The organism is Shinella sp. WSC3-e (genome assembly GCF_945994535.1).
GTDB classification, from domain to species: Bacteria; Pseudomonadota; Alphaproteobacteria; order Rhizobiales; family Rhizobiaceae; genus Shinella; species Shinella yambaruensis.
In genome coordinates this window covers 2,837,524-2,856,198 of sequence record NZ_OZ000530.1, presented here as the reverse complement: position 1 = coordinate 2,856,198, position 18,675 = coordinate 2,837,524, and the positions used below count along the sequence as shown (strand labels likewise).

Here is an 18,675-nt window from a genome sequence, read left to right as displayed (position 1 = left end):
TCAGCGTTATCATTTGCCTTCTAACAGCTCAATGCTCTTGCTCACGAACTCTTCCACGATCTCGGCGGCGCATACCTTCAGCTCGGTCCGAAAGTTCACCTGATCAGCGCGCACAAACAATATTTCTTTTGCCTCCGCATCGCGATCGATGCGGACAGTGCGCCGCCGCTTGTCGTCCATTTCGAGATCGACGCTAAAATCAGTCCATCCATTTGCGGCTGCCTGGTTTCGCCAAAAAACCAGCCGATCCATGAGTTCTTTTTCGTCTAGTTCGGCGGTGATTTTGAGGGTCGCATACTCTCGTCCGGGGGCGATTACACCCTCAGCGTCTAGGAAGTCGATTTCCGCCGGTCGCGATATCTTTATGTCAATAAAACGGCCCGTTTTTAAGGCCTCCTCAAGGCTCTCGGATTTAATGCCCTCATATTTCAAGGTAGCGTACGTTTCGTGTGTTTCGCCGCGCTTGTCTTCATACTCATATGCATACTCCGCGAGAGCTTGACGAATAATTGGAATGATGGTGCTAGCGCTGAGCCCAGGGATCTCCTCCAGCGCAAATTTATAGGTGTTTGCAATAACTGGATGAGGTTTAATAACCATATGAGCTGAGACGGTCTGCTCTTCATCGTCTTCCTTCACGCTTGGTCGCAGCTGCCGCTTTCCTTTAACAAACCGCCGATACATTGGGTCAGCGGCATCAGGACTGCTGCGGTGAAAAAGCAGGACCAAACAACCGCCGATCCAGTCCATTTCGGCCAAATCAACTGTGTCATTGTTGGGTTGCTTAGCCGAGGCTCCGTCTTTTTCTAACGCGGCATCGAGCGCGTCATACAAGCTGAGCTCGCCCTCTTCTGCATAAAGCGGGATGACGGCACCAAGTTTCTTTCTCGCCCCCAATGTGAATTCGTAGCGACGTATGAAGCGCGAATGCTTTTCAAGAAACAAGGCCCATCCTCCACCAGACGCGATTGCCTATTGAAGCAAATGCAACCGAATCGGGAAGGGCGTCAACAGATATTGGATACCTTGGGTTTTCGCGCGCGGCCTGCTCTCTTTCGGACGGTCCGGGACGCCAATCTAGGCCCGTCGCTTGAGCCGTTCCACCGCCTCGGCCACGATGTGAAGGCAGGCGTGCCAGTCGAGAACCTTGACGTTTGAATAGGTTGAGGACGCCGGGAGCGCATTGTGCAGATCGTGCGCCTTCGCCCTATCCGCCCTTCGCTCCAGGTTGCCATCATCAGAGACCCAGACCTCGACGCGTCTCATGCCTTTTTCTCCTTCCGCACCGCCTCGATATTGTTCGTGTAGATCGCCGAGCCGATGAAATTGTGGGTGATACTGTCGATCGACCACTCGCCGTCGCCGTCGCGATCGATACCGGAAACAATCATCCTGGCCTCCGCCTGCCGGGTCTCCTTGCCGATGACGGTAAGGGAGAGCTTCTCCTCCTCCCGGTCGGAATTGTTGCGCTGACCTTTCACGGCCGCCTTGGCCTCCGCCTCATCCTGAAAGAGTTCCGGGATCTCGTAGACCGGCCCGTCGCCCGCCTCCTCGACCTTCTTGCGGGTCGCCGTCGCCGGATCGTGCCAGTAGGCGCGGATGGAACCGTATCTGGCGCGGGCGCAGCCGCGAAGCCGGAATGCGTCTTCCCCGTGGAGATCGTCCGGTCCGATCTCCACGACAGGCAGGGCGATCCCGGAGACCGACATGCCCTTGCCCTTGCGCGCAAAGACCAGGTGCCCGTCCTTCGTGGTCGACATGGCGCCGAGGCGCTGACCGATCTGGGTCAACATGTGCATGTCGCTCTCGTTAAGCTGGGCCCGGTACGGGATCCTGATGCTCGCGAGGTCCGGATCGACCGCCGGGACGAGGTTCATCTCTCCGGCGATCTGGCTGACGATCTCCTCGATCGTCTTGCCGTCCCAAGCGCGATTCTTCTTCTCCTTCGCCTTCTCGCCGATGCCGCCGGCTCTGGCGATCACGGTGAGGCGGCGTTTCGGGCCACTCTTTTCGGCGTCCTCGATGAGGTAGCTGCCGATCCGTCTCGGACCGCCCGTTTCCCTGTAACCACCGCCGAAGACGAGGCTGTCGCCCTTCTGCGGCCGGTCGAGCACGTCGCCGGCGTTGTCGAGCTCGACCGTGATGCCGTCGCCCTCGATGCCGGTGCCATCGGTGACGGTGGCGCGGATAAGGCGCGGCTGCATCAACCCGGAAACGTTCCTGCCGTTGATCGAGCAGAAGATCTGCGGGGTGTATTCCCTCATGTGAATATCCTCACGCTGGCGCCCGCCGCCGGAGCCCGCTCGGGCAGGTCCGGGCAGAGGATGCGGAGCCCTGCGGGCAACATCGGCGGATAGCGGCATAGGCCGGGGTTCGCCTCAAGGATGGCAACGAGGCCCTCCGGCCGGTCGCCGTAGACCTTCCAGGCGATTTCATCGGCCATGTCTCCTTCGGTGGTGGTGACGATCGTTGCCATGTCACAGCCCGAAGAAGCCGGATACGCCGCCGCCCGGTCCGTCAGCGCCGAAGCGCGTCCAGCTTCCGAGCAGGGCGACCATGCCGGGGCGCCCGCGCTGGTCGAGATAGCTGTGATCCTGCTCGATCGAGGCGAGACCGTACCACCCGATCATGCGCCAGTCGCCCCGGATGAGAGGCAACGGGGTTCCGGCATCGCCGAGCATGCGAAGGCGGTCGATTGCGCTTTCGGCGTGGCCGGCGCGGTGAAGGGGGAAAAGCACGGCCTCCATGGTCACTTCGCCGGGGCCGCGGCCGAGGAACTGGATGGCGCTCTCTCCGGACAGCCGCTCGGTCGACGGCCAGCGCCATTCGTCCAGGCTTGTGACGCGCCGGGGGGAGACGCCGCGCATTTCGAACTTGAAGGGACCGAACTGCATGAGGGACACCGGTCACGCTCCATCGGCGAGCATTCCAGCCCACCTTCTTTCAAGTTCGGCGCCGAGCTGGTTGACGCCGTCTGCGGCATCCTTCACGCCGTTGAGGACGATCTGACCAATCGAAAGGGAACGGCCGGCGGCCGCGCCCGCCAGCTGGGCCGAGCCCGCAGCGGTCGCCGAGCCGGCCGAGGCGGAGGCGATCCGGCCGGCGATATCCTGCGCGGCCCGCATCGGGCTTTGTTCGCTCCTCATGCCGCCGGCGAGCTGCTGTGCGATCTTGCGCCCCATCAGCGGCAGGTTGCGCAACGGGCCTATTTTCGCGGGCGACTGCGGAACGCGATCGGCGACCGGCGCGACCAGCGCGGCCGAGGCAGCCGCGGCAACGGTCGGAGCGGCTGCCCGAAGGCCGGCCGCGAACTGCTCGCCCACCTTCAGCCCGGCCGCGAAGGTGGCGATGGCGTTGACGGTGCTCTCGATCTGGCGCGCCGTGGCTTCGATTGCCTGCTCGGCCTTCTTCCCGCCCTGCTCCATGCCCTTGGCAAGGTCGTCGCCGGCTTTCTGCCCGCCGGGGCGGAGCTTGATCCCGAAATTCTCGCGATGGTCGAAGTCCGGATCAGCCGCGGCCCCGAACAGGAAACGCTTCCAGAGCGGCGGGCGCTTCTTCTCGCGCTCGGCCTCCATTGTCGCCGAAGAACTGCCGATGCTTTCCCGGCCGGTGCCCTTGCCGTAGCGGTCCGCGAGCCAGCGGGCAGAGCCCGGCTCGGCGGGCAGGTTGTCGGCACGCCAGTCGGGCGTTGGCAGCCCGCCCCTGGTGATGCCGAGAAAGCCGCTATGGCGGCCGACCGAGGTGCGGCTCTTGCCGGACTGGTAAAGCTCGCGGGCGCGGCGTTGCTGTTCCAGATCGTTGACCGGGTCGAAGATGGTTCCGATCTCGCCCTTACCGTATTTGGTAAGCGCTGCGTCCCACGCCTTTCCGGTAAGAGCATAGCGCTTGGGCATGCCGACGCCGTCCTTCTCCAACTCCGCCTGGTAGCGCTTGAAGAATTCGTCGCGGGTGTTTTTCTCTATCCTGCGATCGCCGTTTGAGACCTTGCCAACGCCCTCGCGCCTCGCATCGCCATCCTCCATGGCCTGCGACACGCCGTTCATGGCCTCGGTGATTTTCGGAAGGAAGGTGCCGGCAATCCGCTCGGCCTTGTCGGCGATATTGCTCGACAGCCGGTTCCAGGCCTCCGTCGCATTGTCCGTCGCGTTCTTGAAGTCGCGCATGACCGTGCCGCCGGCATTACCGTAGCGGCCGATCGCGGCTTCCAGCTGCGGGATCTGGCCGATGAGAGCCGAGAGCGCGGCATTCGCCTGCACGTCCGGCATCAGTTCCTTCAGCTTGAAGGTGTCTCCCTTGGTGACGTCGCGGATCTTCTTGAGGATTTCGAGGACAGGCGATACGCCCTTCTTGTTGGCGTCGGAAAAGACCTTCTCGACGTTGATGCCCATCTTCTTGGCGTTCTTGATGAAGTCGCCGGAGGTGAACTTGTCGAGCATGTTCTCGAAGTTCGTAGCGGCCTCGTCGGAGGTGCCGGCGGTTGAGCGTATGGCCTGGGCCATCGCCGCGAACCCGCGGACGCCGGAAAGGCCCTGCTCGCCGAGCTTGGCCATCTTGGCGAAGATCGACGGCGCATTGCGCGCCATGTCGCGAACTTCGAACTGGCCCTCCTTGCCGGCAAGCGCCATGGCGTCGAACGCCTGCATCATCTCGCCGGCGCTGACCTTCATGTTGTTCTGAAGCGCGACGGCCGTCTTGCCGGCGTCGGTCGTTTCGGCCCGCGTCGCCTTGGCGAAGGTCAGCACGTCATCGGTCATGGCGGCCGCGTCGTCTCCGCCAAGGCCGCCCGCCATCAGCTCGCCGAAGACACCGTAGGCGCCCTTGGTGCCGACGCCGCGGCGCACGCCGGCGGGCTTCAGGATCTTGTCGTAGAGCGCGGCCTTCTCGTCGGAATATTCGCCGAGCACCTGGAGCTGGTCGCGCTCGTATTCGATCGCGGCGGCGAGCTGGAGCGATTCCTTGGCGATCAGGCCCGCGCCGGCCGCGCCGCCGACGCCGAGGCCAAGCCCGCCGATGAAGGCGGCGCCGACGCCGCGCATGCCGGCGAGCCCGCCGCCGGCGACGACCATCGAGCTGGCCGCCGCATGCTGCCTCTGGCTCCTGGCAAGGCGATCGGTCTGGCGCTCCAGCGCCATCGCCTCGACCTTCTGCCGGCGCATCGCCTCCGTCGAACGATGAATGGCGTGGGTGGCGCGCTGCTCGTTGGCGATGATCCGGCCGGAGCTGTTGCCAAGACGCTCGTTCGCGCGGGCAAGGCCGGAGGCCTCCCGCTCGGCGCCGTCTGCCGCGCGCCCGAGATCACGAAGGGAGCGTTCGCTCGCCTTGGCCTTGTCCAGGCCCTTCGCGAGAAACTCGATGATGACGGACGCTTTCATCGGCCCTTAAACACCTCTTCCAAGAACCGTCAAAAGGGCCTTGAGGGAGCCCCCCTGTGCCTCGCGCCGGGCGGCGGCCGTGATGGCGAAGAAGCGGAGCCGATCGAGCGGAAACCGCCTCAGGTCAGCGAAGGAGAACGGATAGACCGACGCGATCTCCTCGATGACCGCTAGGAGGGCTGCCCCGCCGCGCCGGCCGTCGAAGGGTCCTCGACGTCGTCACCGTCGCCTTCGCTCTTCTCGCCCTCCCACTGCCTGTCGTACCAGCGCGAGACCTTGACGATGTCGGCGGGACGAAGCTTGCGGATCAGGGCGAAGGGAACGTCGGCGCAGATCGCCGCGACCTGGGCTTCCAGTTCCGCGCGGCTGGCGTTCTCGCGCACCAGGGCGGCGGCGTCGAAATAGTCGCCCGCCTCCATCTCGCGCAGCGTGATCGCGGTGAACGTCTGGTCGCCGTATTCGACCTTGCGCGAGAACGTAATGGTTTCCGTCGCCATGGTCAGCGCCTCCCGATCGCGCGGCTGCTTTCAGAAAGCAGGTTGCCGGAGCCATCGGCGAAGATGCCGCTCTCCGGATCGTGGTGCAGCTCCAGCACACCGTTGCGGAAACGGCGGTAATTGACGATGAAGAGCGGGATCTTGACGCCCTCCAGGCGCTTGCGGTCCCACTCCGGGAACTCGATGTCCATGGTCGCAAGCATGCGGATGGTGATTGCGGACGTGGTCTGCAACCGCGTGTCGAACAGCTCGCGTCGGAAGATGAAGGACTGCGGCGCCTTGACGCTGAGGCCGAAGGCGCGCATCGCGTCGAGGTCATAGGTGTACATGGTGAGGGTCGCCGTCTGCTCTTCGAGCATCATCGGCGCCGAGATCTCCCCCGACATGCCGCCGCCGGCGATCTTCTCCCGGATCCACTTGAAATCCGGCTCCTTGAAGCTGGCATTCTCGGCGAACTTGCCCTTGCCGTCGATAAATGCCGACCAGGCGCGGCCCAGATCCTTCATGATGGCCCCCTTTAAGCCGCAGCCGCAAGATCGCGGACAACGTCTTCGACAAACACGTCGAAGAACTTCTTATTCCGGCGGCTGCCGGTGATGATCGCGTGCATGGGCGGGGTTTCCTCCGCTTCCATTTCGAAGCGGACGACGCCGCGGCGGAGCTGGCCATTGACGTTGAGCTCCGGCAGGAAGAAGGCGCGGCCGTCGATGATCGCGCCGGCGTTCTTGAACTCCAGCAGCTTGTCATCGAGGGAGGAGATCGCCTCGACGACGGCGTGGGCCTGCATCGGCGCATCGACGACGGGCGCGAACCCGGCCGCGACCATCTCTTCAAGCGCATAACGGGTACGCACGACGTTGGAGAACATCCAGTCGTCGTCGTTGGCGGCGGTGAGCCCGCCCCAGTAGCGCCAGCCGCCCTCGCGCACGATGGTGTTGATGCGGTTCTCGTTGAGAAGGGTCGCCTCCGTGTCCGGGTCGGAATAATCGAAGGTGATCGGCCGCTCTGTGCCGACGATGCCGCCGATGACGGAGTTGGACCAGGAGACCCAGAAGCCGGCCGGCTTCTTCGCCGCGACATCGCCATCGCGCATGATCTTGAGGCCGAGGCCGGCGACGAATGCTTCCGCCGGCTGGATTACATTGAGGCCGGTATCCGGATCGGGCGCAAGAACGCGCGGCGCGATCAGATCGAGGGCCATGGAACTGAAGTCTTCGCGCGCGGCGAGGGCTGCGGTCTTGTCGGTCGGCAGACCGACGAGCATGCGTGAGCGCTGGCGCTCCAGCCACGGGACCATGGCCGCAACGAGCGGGTTTGCCGCACTGCTGATGCGCTGCTGGGTGAAGCCTGGCGCCAGGTAGGTCTTCGGTTTGAAGCCGCATTCGGACTTGGCATGCTTGAAGGCATGCCATCCGGTCGCCGATCCGGCGGAGCCGACCATGTTGGCGATGGTGGCCTCGGCGTCCTCGCCCTCGGTGACGCGAACGACGGCAATGCGCGGCAGATAGGTCCCGCCGGCGGCGGCCACGATGTTGTTGATCTGGTCGCGCAGGGTGCCCGTCGCGCCGAGCGCCTCGATCTGCGCGGGATCGCCGATCAGGCCGATGGGCTGGTTGAGCGGGAACGCCCCGGCGTCGGCGGCGGGCGCCGTGCCGAGCACGCCGAACGTGGCCTGCTCGATGGTGGTGAAGCTGACGGAACCTTCCGGGACGCTCTCGACGAAAGAGCCGTGCTTGTATCCAAGTGCCGTCAACGCGGCCTCCTGCGCTGGATTGCGGTATCACCGCAATCCTTGCAGGCTGGAAAGCCGGAAACTAAGGGTCCGGAACCGGACCTTCAGCCCGCCACGAACGCGCCGGAGTTGACGTACCGCGTGGCTACCCCGAGGCCCGCGTCGCTACGTCTTTGCGCATAGGTGAGGTTGGTCGTCGACCCGATGACCTGGTATTCGAAGACCGTGCCATGCACGATCGATCCAAAAGGCGAGGTGAAGGCGCCGTCAAGGAAATTGCCCGTCAGGATGCTTTGCGTGTTCGACGAACCGGCATCCACGAAAGGACGTGGCACGTTACGGATCGTGTTGCCGGAGCCCCTCGCGGCGCCGGCCTGCCACGTCACCCCCCCCTGGTCGGTGTACGGCTTGACCTTGATCCCGATCTGATCGGTGACTGCCTGGTCAAGCATCTCCAGATAATTGTCGGAGAGTTGAGTGTTGCGCGAGCCATTAAGGACTATGAACGCCCGGTCGAGCCCGAGCGACACAACCGTCCCGGCCCCAATCTCGCTGTATCCGACATCCTCGATTGAGTTGCCGACAAGACGGCCCTTGGTGCCGCCCGTGATCTGGATCGCAGTCTCGCCGCATCGCTTGAAATAGCTTCCCAGCACGTGCAGCCTCTGGCCGGCGCCGGTATCGGCAAGGCCACCCTCCGGGCCTACATCGGCCGTCGCCACACCATAACAGCAATCATAGATGCTGGCGCCCTGGATGGTGGCAAGATAGCCGCGCCGCTTGAAGACAAAACCCACCGCGCAGTGCTCGATAAAGGTTCCGTCGAGCAGATACGTGCCGCCGCCGTCTGGATCGGGGTTGCTCTGATCGTTGCCGCCGCCCGCGTAAATCCCAGCGTCCCCGAAGCCCCGGATGCGACCGCCGCGGCACTGGAAATTCCAGACATTGATCGGCTCGATGCCGCTATCTCCGCCTGTGCCTCCATTCGTGTACAGCTGCCCCCCGTAAAGATCGGGGTCATTTATGATGACGTCGCGATAGTTGCGCAGATTGATCGCGCTCGGCTGCCGGGCGCCGCCACCGCCGGTTTGGTTGCCGCGAGAGCAATCTATGCGCGGAGCGTTGAGGGTGATCCGCCCGTCATGGCGATTGACGCCAGGCCCGCCATAGAGAGAGATCAGCGGATGCTCGAATCCCGGCGTGCCGCGCAGCGTGGCCTCTGGATGCCACTCGATCTCGATGCTGCCGCGGAAAAGCTGTGACGATTGCGGCGTGCCTGACGACATATACATGCCGGCAGGAAACTTTAGCGCACCGCCGCCTTTCTCCGCCACCTCGGTGATTGCGGCCTCCAGCGCCGCCTTGTTGTCGCCCCGGCCGTTGCTGCTTGCGCCGTGCAGCATCTTGCCGAGCGTAATTGTCCTGGATAGATACGCGAAGTTGGTTGCATTGGCGTCTGGCAGGTAACCGGACGCAACAATTCGTCTCAGCGATATGTCATCTACCGAGCCGGCAAACTCACCCGTGCCGTCCCGGAGGGCAAAGAATGTGTTGCCGGCGGCGGCCGTCATGCGCTCTGTGTATGTACCATCTGCGCTGCGCAACGTGCCGGATACGACCGTGCCGCCGCCGAAAACCGGGTACACCCCACCATCCGCCACGCCCGACAGCGTGAACCTGACCTCATACTCGGCGCCCGCCACGAGGGCGACCGTCTGGGCGAGGTCCCGCGGACTGCCCGCGTCGGCGGACGCCTGTTCGCCGGAAATTGTCCAGCCTGGGCCTTTTATCCAGTCATCGTCCCACTCAAAACCGCCATTGAGCAGCAGCTCTCGCTGGTGGATGTCGGAGCGGTGCAAATCGACGGAAATCCCGTCCATATCGTCGCCCGGCGCCGCGTTGCCGGTGGCGGTTACGACGCTCACATTACCTGGAACGTTGATGCCGGCAAGCGCCGCCCTCGTCTTGGGGTACATGTCTGACGGCTGTAGCGCAGTGGCGGCGGCGCCCACGAGGGCAGTTGCTTGATTTGCCGCACTGATAGCAACCCCTGCGGCACCAGCCGCGGCGACCTTGTCGTCATGGACGACGGTCCTGTCCCCGGAAACGGCATCCCTGTCGCTCGCGATCTGATCACGTATCGTGCCGAGTGACGCCAGCATCCCTCCTTCGGCGATCGACGAGAGCAGACCGACCTGGACATAGCTGTCGCCATGCGGACCAACGCTCCCGACATTGCTGACGATCTCGACCGAGAGCACGCTCGTTTCAGGGTCCCAGGCGAGCACGCGGGCGATGGCGATATCATCGACCGATCCGCGATGGCCGATCAGCACGGCCGGGGCTGGCGACCAGCCGACCGGGCCCGAGACGATGAGGTGCAGGGCGACCAGCGGCGCCGGCGCGAAGGCCACCGGGCCGTTGACGTCCGCCGTCGTATAGTCGCCGGCGCGCAACGCCTCGACGATCTCGTTGGCGTCGGTGAAGAGCGCCGAGAAGTTATTCGTGATCTGACCGACAAGGCTGTCCACGGCCTCGATCTGCCCGCTCTGAAGCGCCGAGATCATCTGCGCGGCAGCGGCATTCTGCTCGTACAGCTGGTCGAGCGCCCGCTTGAGGTTGGCGAGCAGCGGCGCATCGCGCTGCTCAAGAAGCTGTGAAGGGCTTGCCATGGCGCTATTCAACCACCTTCGAGAACACCTCGATCAGCGACAGCGGCACGGCGATGTTGTTCGTCGCGCCGGTGATGTGCACCTGGTAGAGGTTGTTGTTCGGATCGACGGTCATCTCCCATTCGAGATCGACCGCGTTGTTGCCGGGCACCGGCGTGACCTTCGCGGGACCATCGGCGGCGACCTCGGTCGTCAGCGCCGTTCCGTGCTTCACGACGGCGGTGAGCGTGTGGCGCGCCGCATCGTAGCCCGCAACCCGCGCCCGGACCTGGACCTTCGACCAGGTCGGGCCGGTCGGAACGCTGCGTGGAACCGAAACGTAACGAAGATCGTCATCGGCGCGGAAGACCGTCAGCTCGGAGTTGCCGAGATCGAGCACCGGCATCACCCACTCGTTCCCCGTGAGATAGACACGGAAGTCGTAGGTCGAGCCTGTGCCATTGCCGAAGATCTGATCGTCCTCTGTCTCCACCATGCCCTCGTCGCCGGGAAGCTGCGCCATGGTCTTCCAGGCGCCGCCCGTGAAGGGCTGGAACTGGGCGACGGCGTTGTCCGGCAGGATCGCCGGGCAGTTGATGTCCGCGCCCTCGATGCCGCCGGAAAGCGACAGGTTGTTGAGGCGGATATCCATGGTCGTGGCGCGGAACTGGCAGTATTCCACGGCATGCGCCATGTCCTGGGTGATGCTACCGATGAAGAAATTACCATCGGTGCTCTCGAAGTAGTTGCCGCCCAAGAACCGATCGCCGCTCGCCATCGCGATCGTCACGTTGCCGGACGTCGACGTCAGGAAGCCGACGCCGCCGCGCGCGACGTGCGCCGGCGCGGGGAAGGCAAACCGCGTCATCGTGTCGGCGTTGCCCTGTGTGTACTTTTTGAAGGCCGTGGCGGCGACCGTGACGGACTGGATGACCTGCGTCGGATCGGGCGAGCCGTCCGCGCGCAGCTTGCAAAGGGCGACGGTAACCTCTGCGCCGGCTGCCCAGTTGAGGATCCCAAGACGGATCGCGGGGATGAACCGCTCCTGCGCCTGGAGCCAGGTCTGCGCCTTGATGACGCCCTGGATCGTCGCCGTCGTCTTCAGCCAGACGTCATAGGCGTGGATGAAGCGGTCGACGATCAGGCGGCGGCGGTAGAAACGCACCCAGTCGCGGTAACGATCCGCATAAAAGCCGTAGGGGTAAGCGAGCGCCTCGCCCTGGCGGGCGAAGACGCGATAGACGATGTCGGCGTCCGACAAAAGCTTGTTGAAAAGCAGCGGCTGGAGGTAGTGGAAATACCGGCCGTAGCGGACGCGAAGGCGCGTGAGCGCGATCTTGGTAAGCGTCATCGTCTGGGTCACTGTCCCGCCGAGCGGTGCGCTCATGCCGGTCGAATGGACGGCATAGCCGACGACGGGATCGTAGGCCGGGAACAGCAAGCCCGCATTGGCATGCATGAGCCGGGTGTCGTTCGGGTTCCAAAGCGACAGGGCGCGCTTGTCCTCGGCGGCATAGGGAAGCTGGAAGCCTTCGCTGACGCGCCCCTTGAAGTCGATATGATCGGCGGCGACCTCCGCCGCGCTGGCGAAGCGGTCGAGCGCATAAGGCGCGCCGGCGTCTCCGATCGAATTGATGTCCTTCAGCGTGGCCACGTCATAGATGACGGCCTCGATCGTGGCGTGACTGACCGAATTGCGAAGGCCCGACTGCAGCGCGACCAGCTCGTTGCGCAGCGCCTGGATTTCCCCGATAAAGATATCCATCAGGGCGGCAAGCGCCTGCTGGTCGATATCGAGCTCGTTGACGGAACGGATGCGCCAGGGCCAGAGCATGGCCGGCTCCCCCACAATACCGTCGACATCGAGGACGATGCGGCAGAAGGGAACGACATTGGCCGGAATGACCGGGTCGAGTTCCTGCGTTGAGAGGCCCGACGCCAGCTTCGCCACCTCGATGACGTTCTGCGCGTACGGAGAGACGGTGACGACGACGTCCTGGGTGACGGAACCGCCGTCGCCATCGGGTACCTCCACGGTCTTGTCGCGCCCGACCGCCGGCGCCGGGCGATCGTCGATACCCTGGGCCGCGAGCACGACCACGCGGCGCTGGCCGGCGACCAGTGGCTTCTCGTCGATGAGGCTGACGTTGCGGGGGTCGGCAAGGACATATTGCCGACCGCCGACATAGGCGGACCCGGCGGCGACCTGGACGGCGTTCTGCCCGTCCTTCACCGTCGTCAGGTTCCGGTAGCGAAGGTCACCGAGCCAGTCGGCAATCACCTTTTCCGCGCCCTTCTGCGGAAACCTGCTCAGGTTGTCGACGTCCTCGACCCGGAAATGTTCGTCCTGGCTGATCGTCACGCGGTTGTACATTGCTATCTCCTTGGAAGGGACTTGAGCGCGCCGATGCGCGTGGATGCAGTGATGGTGTCGAGGTCGGCGACCGTAAGCTCGCGCACGACATTGAAGTTGACGAACACGCGGTCCCGGGCGACCTGTGCGGTCGCGATCGCCGAGAGGACGTCATCGATCTTGCCCTTCGGATCGACGACGATGCGGCGGCCGGAGAAGGGAAAGCCCCTGCGCACGGGCCGGGCAAGGAGAACGGACAGCTCTTTCGTGTAGCGCTCGCGCGGCAGGCGATGGCGGCCGACCGCGCCGGTGCGCGGCCGCGATCCGGACGGCCCGGTGCCATCGGCGACACGCAGCGCCAGATACCAGTCTTCCCGGCCGGGAGATGGCGCGAGGGCGCCGGTGACCGGCGTGCGCCCGACGATCTGCCGCCAGGCGCGATGCGGCCGCGTGATCGCCACCTTGCGTGGAACCGCCTCGACGGGCACGAGAGACGGCACGCCTGGCCGGAGGTGGAAAGGATCGGCGACCGAAGGCCGCCAGTCGAAGGAGAAGACCCGGCGCGAGGACGGCGATGCGGCGATGCGGCATGCGATCGCGCCGTTGGCGGCAAGCACGGGCCGCGCCGCACGCGGGATCGAGATCCGCTCGATCTCGGAGAGAACCACGCCATCCGGCCCCCTGGTCTCGCCGGAGACGACGAGCGGCACGACGCGGGCGCCCCTGCGCAGCTCGGCGCGGCGCGCGCGCTCCATCTGTCCGCCGCGGCAGGCCGGGTGCCGCCCGAGCGCGCCGCCGAGCGGCGGCGTGCGGGAGGGGCGCGGGCCGAGTGGATAAATGCGGATCTCCGGAAGGCTCGTGACCCATCGCTCGTAGGCCTCGCGCGTCGGGCCGGCGCCGATGACGAAGCCATCGCGCGGAACATGCCAGGAGATCAGCTCCGCATCGGCATAGGCGCAGGCCATGCGGTCGGCCGGGATCGAGCCCTTCAGTCGATGGAACGCCGGCTGTTCCAGGGTCACCTGGCGCTGGCGATGCTCGGGCCACTCGTCGCGCCAGTAATCGGCCGACCAGCCCCAGGCGAGGTGCGGCAAGGCATCGACCGGTATCCGTAGCGCATCCGCCATGCGCGCGATCGGATCGTCCAGATCGCCCGCGAGCATCCCGAGGGCGGCGGCGGCGCGCTGCGGAACGGTCGAGGACTGGACGGGCAGAAGATGGAGATCCGGCGGCAAGGGACTCGTCACGGCATCACCTCGACGACGACGTCATCGACGACGAGGCGGATGGCGGCCTCCGGTCGCGGCAGGACATTGTCGGCAAGGCCGACGAGGGACACGGTCACCACCGGCGGCACATGGGCGGCGGCATAGAGGGCGTCGAGATAGAGGCCGGCATTGATCCGGTGCAGGGAGGCGGCGAAGGCGTCGAGCTTGGCACGGGCGGCGGCGCGCACCGGCGCCGGGTCGGGACCGCGCGGAATGGAGAGGCGGACGGTGACGTGGCGCTCCTCGAGCTCAGCCGGCAGGACGGTGAGGATATCTGTCGACTGCGTTGCGCCCTCCGGCTCGAACGCCCGGATGATGGCGGCGAGCACCGCATCCGCGACGGCGCCGGTCTCATTGCGGCCGAGCAGGCGAAGCTCGATGCGCCCGCCGCCGCGGCGGATCGGACGAACGTCCTTTATCGCCTCCTTAAAGGCGGTTCGAACGCGGAAAATATAGCCGCCATGGGTGATGCCGAGATCCGCCATCGCTTCCGGGGCGAGCTGGCCGCGCGCCCGGTATTCGTCGTCGCTCTCTCCTGGAAGGCGAGGCGTGCGATGGTAGGTGGTGAGGATATGGTCGAGGGCCGTGTCATCGGCATAGGCGAGCAGCATGGACTGTGCGTCCTCATTGTGCTCCTGCGCCTTCAGGGTGAGCCGAAGGGCCCAGACCTGGCAGATCTTCTGGAAGCTGTCGCCCTCGAAGACGCCGCGCCAGGCGGGCAAGGCTTCTTTCAGAGCCGCGACGAACCCGGCGATCTCCGCCTCGGCATCGAGGGGACGAACGACCTGCGGCGGCGCAAGGCTGGAAATATCGAGCGTCGTCGTCATGCCGCCGCCCTCAACCGTTCAAGCGCGATCTCGTGGCTTTGCCCGGAGAAGAGATCGTCGAAATGACAAAGGACGCCGTATTGGCCGTCCCGGCCGGCTGTGATCTGCGAGGCATGGGTGAAGCGCACCACCGGCTCGCCCGTCTCAAGATCACGGATCGTGTCCGTAGCCGCGGCGATGTCGGCGAGCAGCGCGAGGATCTCGGCACGGTTGCCCGGGGCGTCGATATAGTTCGGCACGTCGGAGCCGTACCAGCGGCGCAACACGCGAAGCCCGACGCGGGTGCCGAAGACGTCGATCAGCAGGCCCTCGACATAGGGCCAGCCCTCGACGATCTCGAACGTGTCCCGGTCAAGGCCGCGCGGGATCCGCATGGTCAGGCTCCCTCGCCGTCGGCGCCGGCGCCGGGCTTGCCGCGGCGCGTCTTCGGCGTGCCGGCCACGGCAAGACGGATCTCACCGGACAGAAGCGGATACTTCGCCTCCTTGTCGGTGAGGTCGATCGTGGCGCCGGCGCCCTTCGGCTGGCGCGCCGGGAAGGTATCGGTGAGGATCTCGTAGGTCTTCTTTTCCATGGGGCTTCCTTCAGCTTGCGCCCGCGGGCGGACCCGAAAGGCCGCCGCCAGGCATGACATTGGTGTGCTGGTGGTCGTGGCCGACATTGACGCCATTGTTGTAGATGCGGCCGCCATTGACGTTCAGGTCGCCACCGACAAGGTCCAGCCCGCCTGGGTAAAGCCGCACCGCGGTGGCGTTGGCCGTCATGATCAGCTCGCCATCGGCGGCCTGCTCGGGCGACATGTTCTCATTGCTGAAGCCGCCGAGGATCACGCGGGACGCCTGGCTCAGTTCGCCATCCGGTGAAATCACCGTCACGCGCTCGCCGATCGACGGCCGCGAAATCGTCTTCACCGCGCCGGAGCGTTCCGAATACTCGATCCACGGCGTCGCGACAGGCGAGCCTTCCGGCCCGACATCGACCTTCAGCTTGCGCGGATCGTCCGGATGATGCTCGATGACCTTGCCTTCGCGCATCGTGTTGAGCTGGCGGCGCTTCAGTTCGCGGATCTCGATCTGCTGGCGCAGGAGCTGGCGCACGAGGAAAGAATTCGATGCCCGGGCTTCGCTCATGGCAGGATCTCCGCCGGGTCGAAGTCATCGGGAAAGACGACCTCGACGTCCTCTTCGGCGCCGGCGCGGGCGTAGTCCTCGCCGATGATGAGGCGGATCTTGAAGAGGACCGCCCAGAGCGCGATGCCGTCACTGTCCAGTTCGTCGCCATCGGCGATGTCGATCGACAGTTCCTCGGCAAGTCCGACGCCCGGCAGGAGCGGCCAGTCCCTGTCCTCGTCGGGCGCGCCGGGGATGATGCGCGCGAGCGTCGTCTCGACCTTCAGCGCCAGCGCGATCGCCATGTCCTGACTGTCGATCAGCTCGCCCTCGCAGACGATGACCGCCGCCGCGAAGGGCACGACAAGCACGCGCTCGCCGCTCGGCAGGTCTTCGGTCGAAAGCTTGCCGAACAGGCCGATCCGCAGCGCGGGCGAGAAGACGATCAGCTTGCGGATGTCCTCGACGCTCATCCGGCCGCGATGCCGGCCGACGTCGCGGAACTCGGGATGGGCGGCTTCGAGCAGAACGACCAGGCGCTTGTTGATCTCAGCCAGCATCGCCGGCCTCCCGCAGTATGAAGGCTTCGGTGAAGGAGACGATCTCCGCTGCATTGGCGCCGGAAATGCCGACATACGGACGCGCCGGCATCGTCACGCTCTTGGCCATGAAGAACTCGCCGCCGCTACTGAAGGCGAGCGCGTTCTTGTTCTTGGGGATGATCTTGCCGCCGTGCTGGTGGATGCCGGCATAGACGAGGTTGGAACCGACTTCGACGGAGCGGCCCGACACCTCGTGATGAATGCTGTCATCGAGGGCGCCGGACTGGAACAGGATCGACGTGCCTTCCCGGTTCGGCTTCCAGGCCTCGCCGCCGGGCGAGGTCTTTTCGGACCGGATACGCCTCTGGGTCTGCGAGGCGACGATGCCGCCGAGCTCTTCGAGATATTGCGGAACATCCGGATCGGCGATCCTCGCAATGACCTTCGCGGCCTCCTCGAACCCGCTGACGACGATCCTCACGGCCATCTCAGATGATCTCCGTCTTGCGGTTGAAGAACCGCTCGCGGGAAATGACGTAGACATCGTTCGAACCGGAGGCGCCCGGCATGCCGGTATCCGGGTTCGAGGCCGGCTCGTTGCCGGCAAGCGTGACCTCGCCCCGGGCGACCTGCTGGAAGAGTTTCAGCGCGTCCTCGTAGCGCTGGCGCAGTTCCGTCGTGCCGGTCAAGCGGTCGCGCGACAGCATGTAGATCGCCACGTCGATGACGGCCGAGACCAGGAAGTCCGGCGGGTTCGTCAAGGGCACGGCGTATTTCTTGTCGACATAGGAGTTGGCAAGGCTGGTCGCCTTGGTCAGCACGCTGTTGAGGGCAGCGTCATTGCGCACCCGCGTATTGTCCCGATCGGAGAGCTTCAGGACGGAGGCCACCCCGAATGCCAGCTCCATGTCTTCGATCGTCGCATACTGGGTCACGGGGTGGTTCCTCAAGAAGAAGTGCGGGAGGCGGGCTGAGCCCCTACGTTCGAACGTCCCCTATCCGGCGACAGGCCGGGTCGATGGGTGCTGACGGCCTCGCGAGCCGGACCAGGCCTCCCTCTCGGGTATTCCTATCGAACCGGGCGGAGGTCTTTCTCGCCCTCGAGGAGCTTCATCTGGTCCGGCGTCAGATCGTCGACGTCGACCGTGACGGGCTCGCCGGCCGGGAAGCGGATGCCCGCGCGGCGGATGCCGTTGACGGACATGAGCTTGATCGTGCGGCGTTCCTTGCGGTCTTCGCCCGCAGCGCCGGCGTCCGGGTTGGTGTTCGGTTCAGTCGGGGCTTTCGCCATGTCGTTTCTCCTTTGCGGGTCTCGGGAAACGGGTGCGGCACCCGTTTCCGGAAACCCGCCGGCGGCGGGAGGCTGCCGCCAGCGGAATGCACGCCGCTCGCGGCGCCAGGATCACGGCAGCCAGGGCACGACCAGGACTTCGACCTTCTTGTAGTTCGGGTTGTCCGAGCCGTTGGCGAGGCGCTGAAGGTTCAGGATCTCGTCGGCCTTGGTCATGTTGCTCGGGCCACAGACGAGAAGGTCCGGCACGACGCCGAGGGGTTTGCCGCCGTCGCGCTTGAACTGCATCATCGCGAGATACGCCGCTTCGAAGTTGGCCTTGTCGAGCGTGGCCTTCGAACCGAACGCCATCTGCCAGAAGCCGTAGCCGGCCGCGCCGCGGGCACGGGTGCCATAGCGGAACTCGTCGCGGTTGAAGACATCGTCGGATGTCTCCGGGTTATCCTTGATGATCAACTCGGCCTTCTCGCGATCCTGGTAGATGAACGGCTTCAGGCTGCGCTTGGTGCAAAGCAGGTACCAGGGCGCGGAAGAGCCGGACTGCATGTTCGAGACCGACTGCTCGACGCCGTCAGCATCGACGACCGGATGGTCCGTGTCGAAGAAATACTGGCCGTCGTAGCACTTCGACGTGAACCCGCCGGGCAGCGCCTCCTGATAAATCAGTTCCTCGGGCAGGCGCGCGGCATTCTCGCCCATCATGGCAATGGCCGGGGTGTAGGTGCCGTACTGGTCGTCGGAGATGGCATCGCGGATGACGGCGACAGTCTCCTCGTATTTCTTGTTCTTGAGCTGGTAGGCTTCGCTGTCGAGGTTCTTGACGAAGCGCTCGCCGATCCACTCGCGCATGCCCGAGGTCTGCTTCATCCAGCCGTAGGTCTCGATCAGCGTCGAGGACGGAATGACGGTCGTGATGCGCAGATAGGTCTGCTCGACGCCGGCAAAGGCGTTGCGGAACGCCGTCTTGAAGCCGGTGTTGAGGATGGTGAGGTTGGTCTTGTTGATGATCATCGGACGGTTCTCGTGTTGATGG

General features: G+C 65.0%; 21 protein-coding genes. All 21 read right to left on the bottom strand.

The features are described 5' to 3' along the window. Window positions 1-9 precede the first annotated feature (9 nt). Window positions 10-945 carry a hypothetical protein gene (locus tag AABF56_RS14175; RefSeq protein WP_272806421.1) on the bottom strand — a complete coding sequence of 312 codons (936 nt, stop codon included), beginning with the start codon at window positions 943-945 and terminating at the stop codon, window positions 10-12. Between the two features lie 132 nt (window positions 946-1,077). Next, window positions 1,078-1,266, bottom strand: a complete 189-nt coding sequence (locus tag AABF56_RS14170; protein WP_272806420.1) for a hypothetical protein — start codon at window positions 1,264-1,266, stop codon at window positions 1,078-1,080. Further along, window positions 1,263-2,264 (bottom strand): contractile injection system protein, VgrG/Pvc8 family, encoded by a 1,002-nt coding sequence (locus tag AABF56_RS14165; RefSeq protein WP_272806419.1) that lies wholly within the window; start codon window positions 2,262-2,264, stop codon window positions 1,263-1,265. Before AABF56_RS14165 ends, AABF56_RS14170 begins: the two co-directional genes overlap by 4 nt. Beyond that, window positions 2,261-2,476, bottom strand: a complete 216-nt coding sequence (locus AABF56_RS14160; RefSeq protein WP_272806418.1) for a tail protein X — start codon at window positions 2,474-2,476, stop codon at window positions 2,261-2,263. The genes AABF56_RS14165 and AABF56_RS14160 overlap by 4 nt, the downstream gene beginning before the upstream one ends. Before the next feature lies 1 nt (window position 2,477). Then, on the bottom strand, window positions 2,478-2,894 hold the full coding sequence (locus AABF56_RS14155) for a phage tail protein (RefSeq protein WP_272807511.1): 417 nt from the start codon (window positions 2,892-2,894) through the stop codon (window positions 2,478-2,480). Window positions 2,895-2,906: 12 nt separating this feature from the next. After that, the gene (locus AABF56_RS14150) at window positions 2,907-5,372 is read right to left on the bottom strand and encodes a phage tail tape measure protein (protein WP_272806417.1); all 2,466 of its coding nucleotides are present in this window, start codon (window positions 5,370-5,372) and stop codon (window positions 2,907-2,909) included. 170 nt (window positions 5,373-5,542) lie between these two features. Then, entirely contained in the window at window positions 5,543-5,869 is a 327-nt protein-coding gene (locus AABF56_RS14145) for a phage tail assembly protein (RefSeq protein WP_272806416.1), read from the bottom strand. A 2-nt stretch (window positions 5,870-5,871) separates the two neighbouring features. Then, entirely contained in the window at window positions 5,872-6,375 is a 504-nt protein-coding gene (locus AABF56_RS14140) for a phage major tail tube protein (RefSeq protein WP_272806415.1), read from the bottom strand. A gap of 11 nt (window positions 6,376-6,386) precedes the next feature. Beyond that, window positions 6,387-7,622 carry a hypothetical protein gene (locus tag AABF56_RS14135; protein ID WP_272806414.1) on the bottom strand — a complete coding sequence of 412 codons (1,236 nt, stop codon included), beginning with the start codon at window positions 7,620-7,622 and terminating at the stop codon, window positions 6,387-6,389. An 83-nt stretch (window positions 7,623-7,705) separates the two neighbouring features. Further along, window positions 7,706-10,273 (bottom strand): hypothetical protein, encoded by a 2,568-nt coding sequence (locus AABF56_RS14130; RefSeq protein WP_272806413.1) that lies wholly within the window; start codon window positions 10,271-10,273, stop codon window positions 7,706-7,708. Window positions 10,274-10,277: 4 nt separating this feature from the next. Then, on the bottom strand, window positions 10,278-12,626 hold the full coding sequence (locus tag AABF56_RS14125; RefSeq protein WP_272806412.1) for a hypothetical protein: 2,349 nt from the start codon (window positions 12,624-12,626) through the stop codon (window positions 10,278-10,280). A gap of 2 nt (window positions 12,627-12,628) precedes the next feature. Then, window positions 12,629-13,852: a phage tail protein I gene (locus AABF56_RS14120; protein ID WP_272806411.1), complete on the bottom strand. Its 1,224-nt coding sequence runs from the start codon at window positions 13,850-13,852 to the stop codon at window positions 12,629-12,631. Further along, on the bottom strand, window positions 13,849-14,700 hold the full coding sequence (locus tag AABF56_RS14115; RefSeq protein WP_272806410.1) for a baseplate J/gp47 family protein: 852 nt from the start codon (window positions 14,698-14,700) through the stop codon (window positions 13,849-13,851). The genes AABF56_RS14120 and AABF56_RS14115 overlap by 4 nt, the downstream gene beginning before the upstream one ends. Beyond that, a complete protein-coding gene (locus AABF56_RS14110) occupies window positions 14,697-15,074 on the bottom strand; it encodes a hypothetical protein (protein ID WP_272806409.1) in 378 nt (125 codons plus the stop codon). The genes AABF56_RS14115 and AABF56_RS14110 overlap by 4 nt, the downstream gene beginning before the upstream one ends. A 2-nt stretch (window positions 15,075-15,076) precedes the next feature. Beyond that, window positions 15,077-15,274: a hypothetical protein gene (locus AABF56_RS14105; RefSeq protein ID WP_272806408.1), complete on the bottom strand. Its 198-nt coding sequence runs from the start codon at window positions 15,272-15,274 to the stop codon at window positions 15,077-15,079. 10 nt (window positions 15,275-15,284) lie between these two features. Beyond that, a complete protein-coding gene (locus AABF56_RS14100) occupies window positions 15,285-15,830 on the bottom strand; it encodes a phage baseplate assembly protein V (protein ID WP_272806407.1) in 546 nt (181 codons plus the stop codon). Further along, on the bottom strand, window positions 15,827-16,369 hold the full coding sequence (locus AABF56_RS14095; RefSeq protein WP_272806406.1) for a hypothetical protein: 543 nt from the start codon (window positions 16,367-16,369) through the stop codon (window positions 15,827-15,829). Before AABF56_RS14095 ends, AABF56_RS14100 begins: the two co-directional genes overlap by 4 nt. Further along, window positions 16,359-16,838 carry a phage virion morphogenesis protein gene (locus tag AABF56_RS14090; protein WP_272806405.1) on the bottom strand — a complete coding sequence of 160 codons (480 nt, stop codon included), beginning with the start codon at window positions 16,836-16,838 and terminating at the stop codon, window positions 16,359-16,361. The genes AABF56_RS14095 and AABF56_RS14090 overlap by 11 nt, the downstream gene beginning before the upstream one ends. Before the next feature lies 1 nt (window position 16,839). Next, window positions 16,840-17,286: a gp436 family protein gene (locus tag AABF56_RS14085; RefSeq protein WP_272806404.1), complete on the bottom strand. Its 447-nt coding sequence runs from the start codon at window positions 17,284-17,286 to the stop codon at window positions 16,840-16,842. Between the two features lie 134 nt (window positions 17,287-17,420). Beyond that, window positions 17,421-17,642: a hypothetical protein gene (locus AABF56_RS14080; protein WP_272806403.1), complete on the bottom strand. Its 222-nt coding sequence runs from the start codon at window positions 17,640-17,642 to the stop codon at window positions 17,421-17,423. Window positions 17,643-17,753: 111 nt separating this feature from the next. Next, window positions 17,754-18,653 (bottom strand): Mu-like prophage major head subunit gpT family protein, encoded by a 900-nt coding sequence (locus AABF56_RS14075; RefSeq protein ID WP_272806402.1) that lies wholly within the window; start codon window positions 18,651-18,653, stop codon window positions 17,754-17,756. Window positions 18,654-18,675 lie beyond the last annotated feature (22 nt).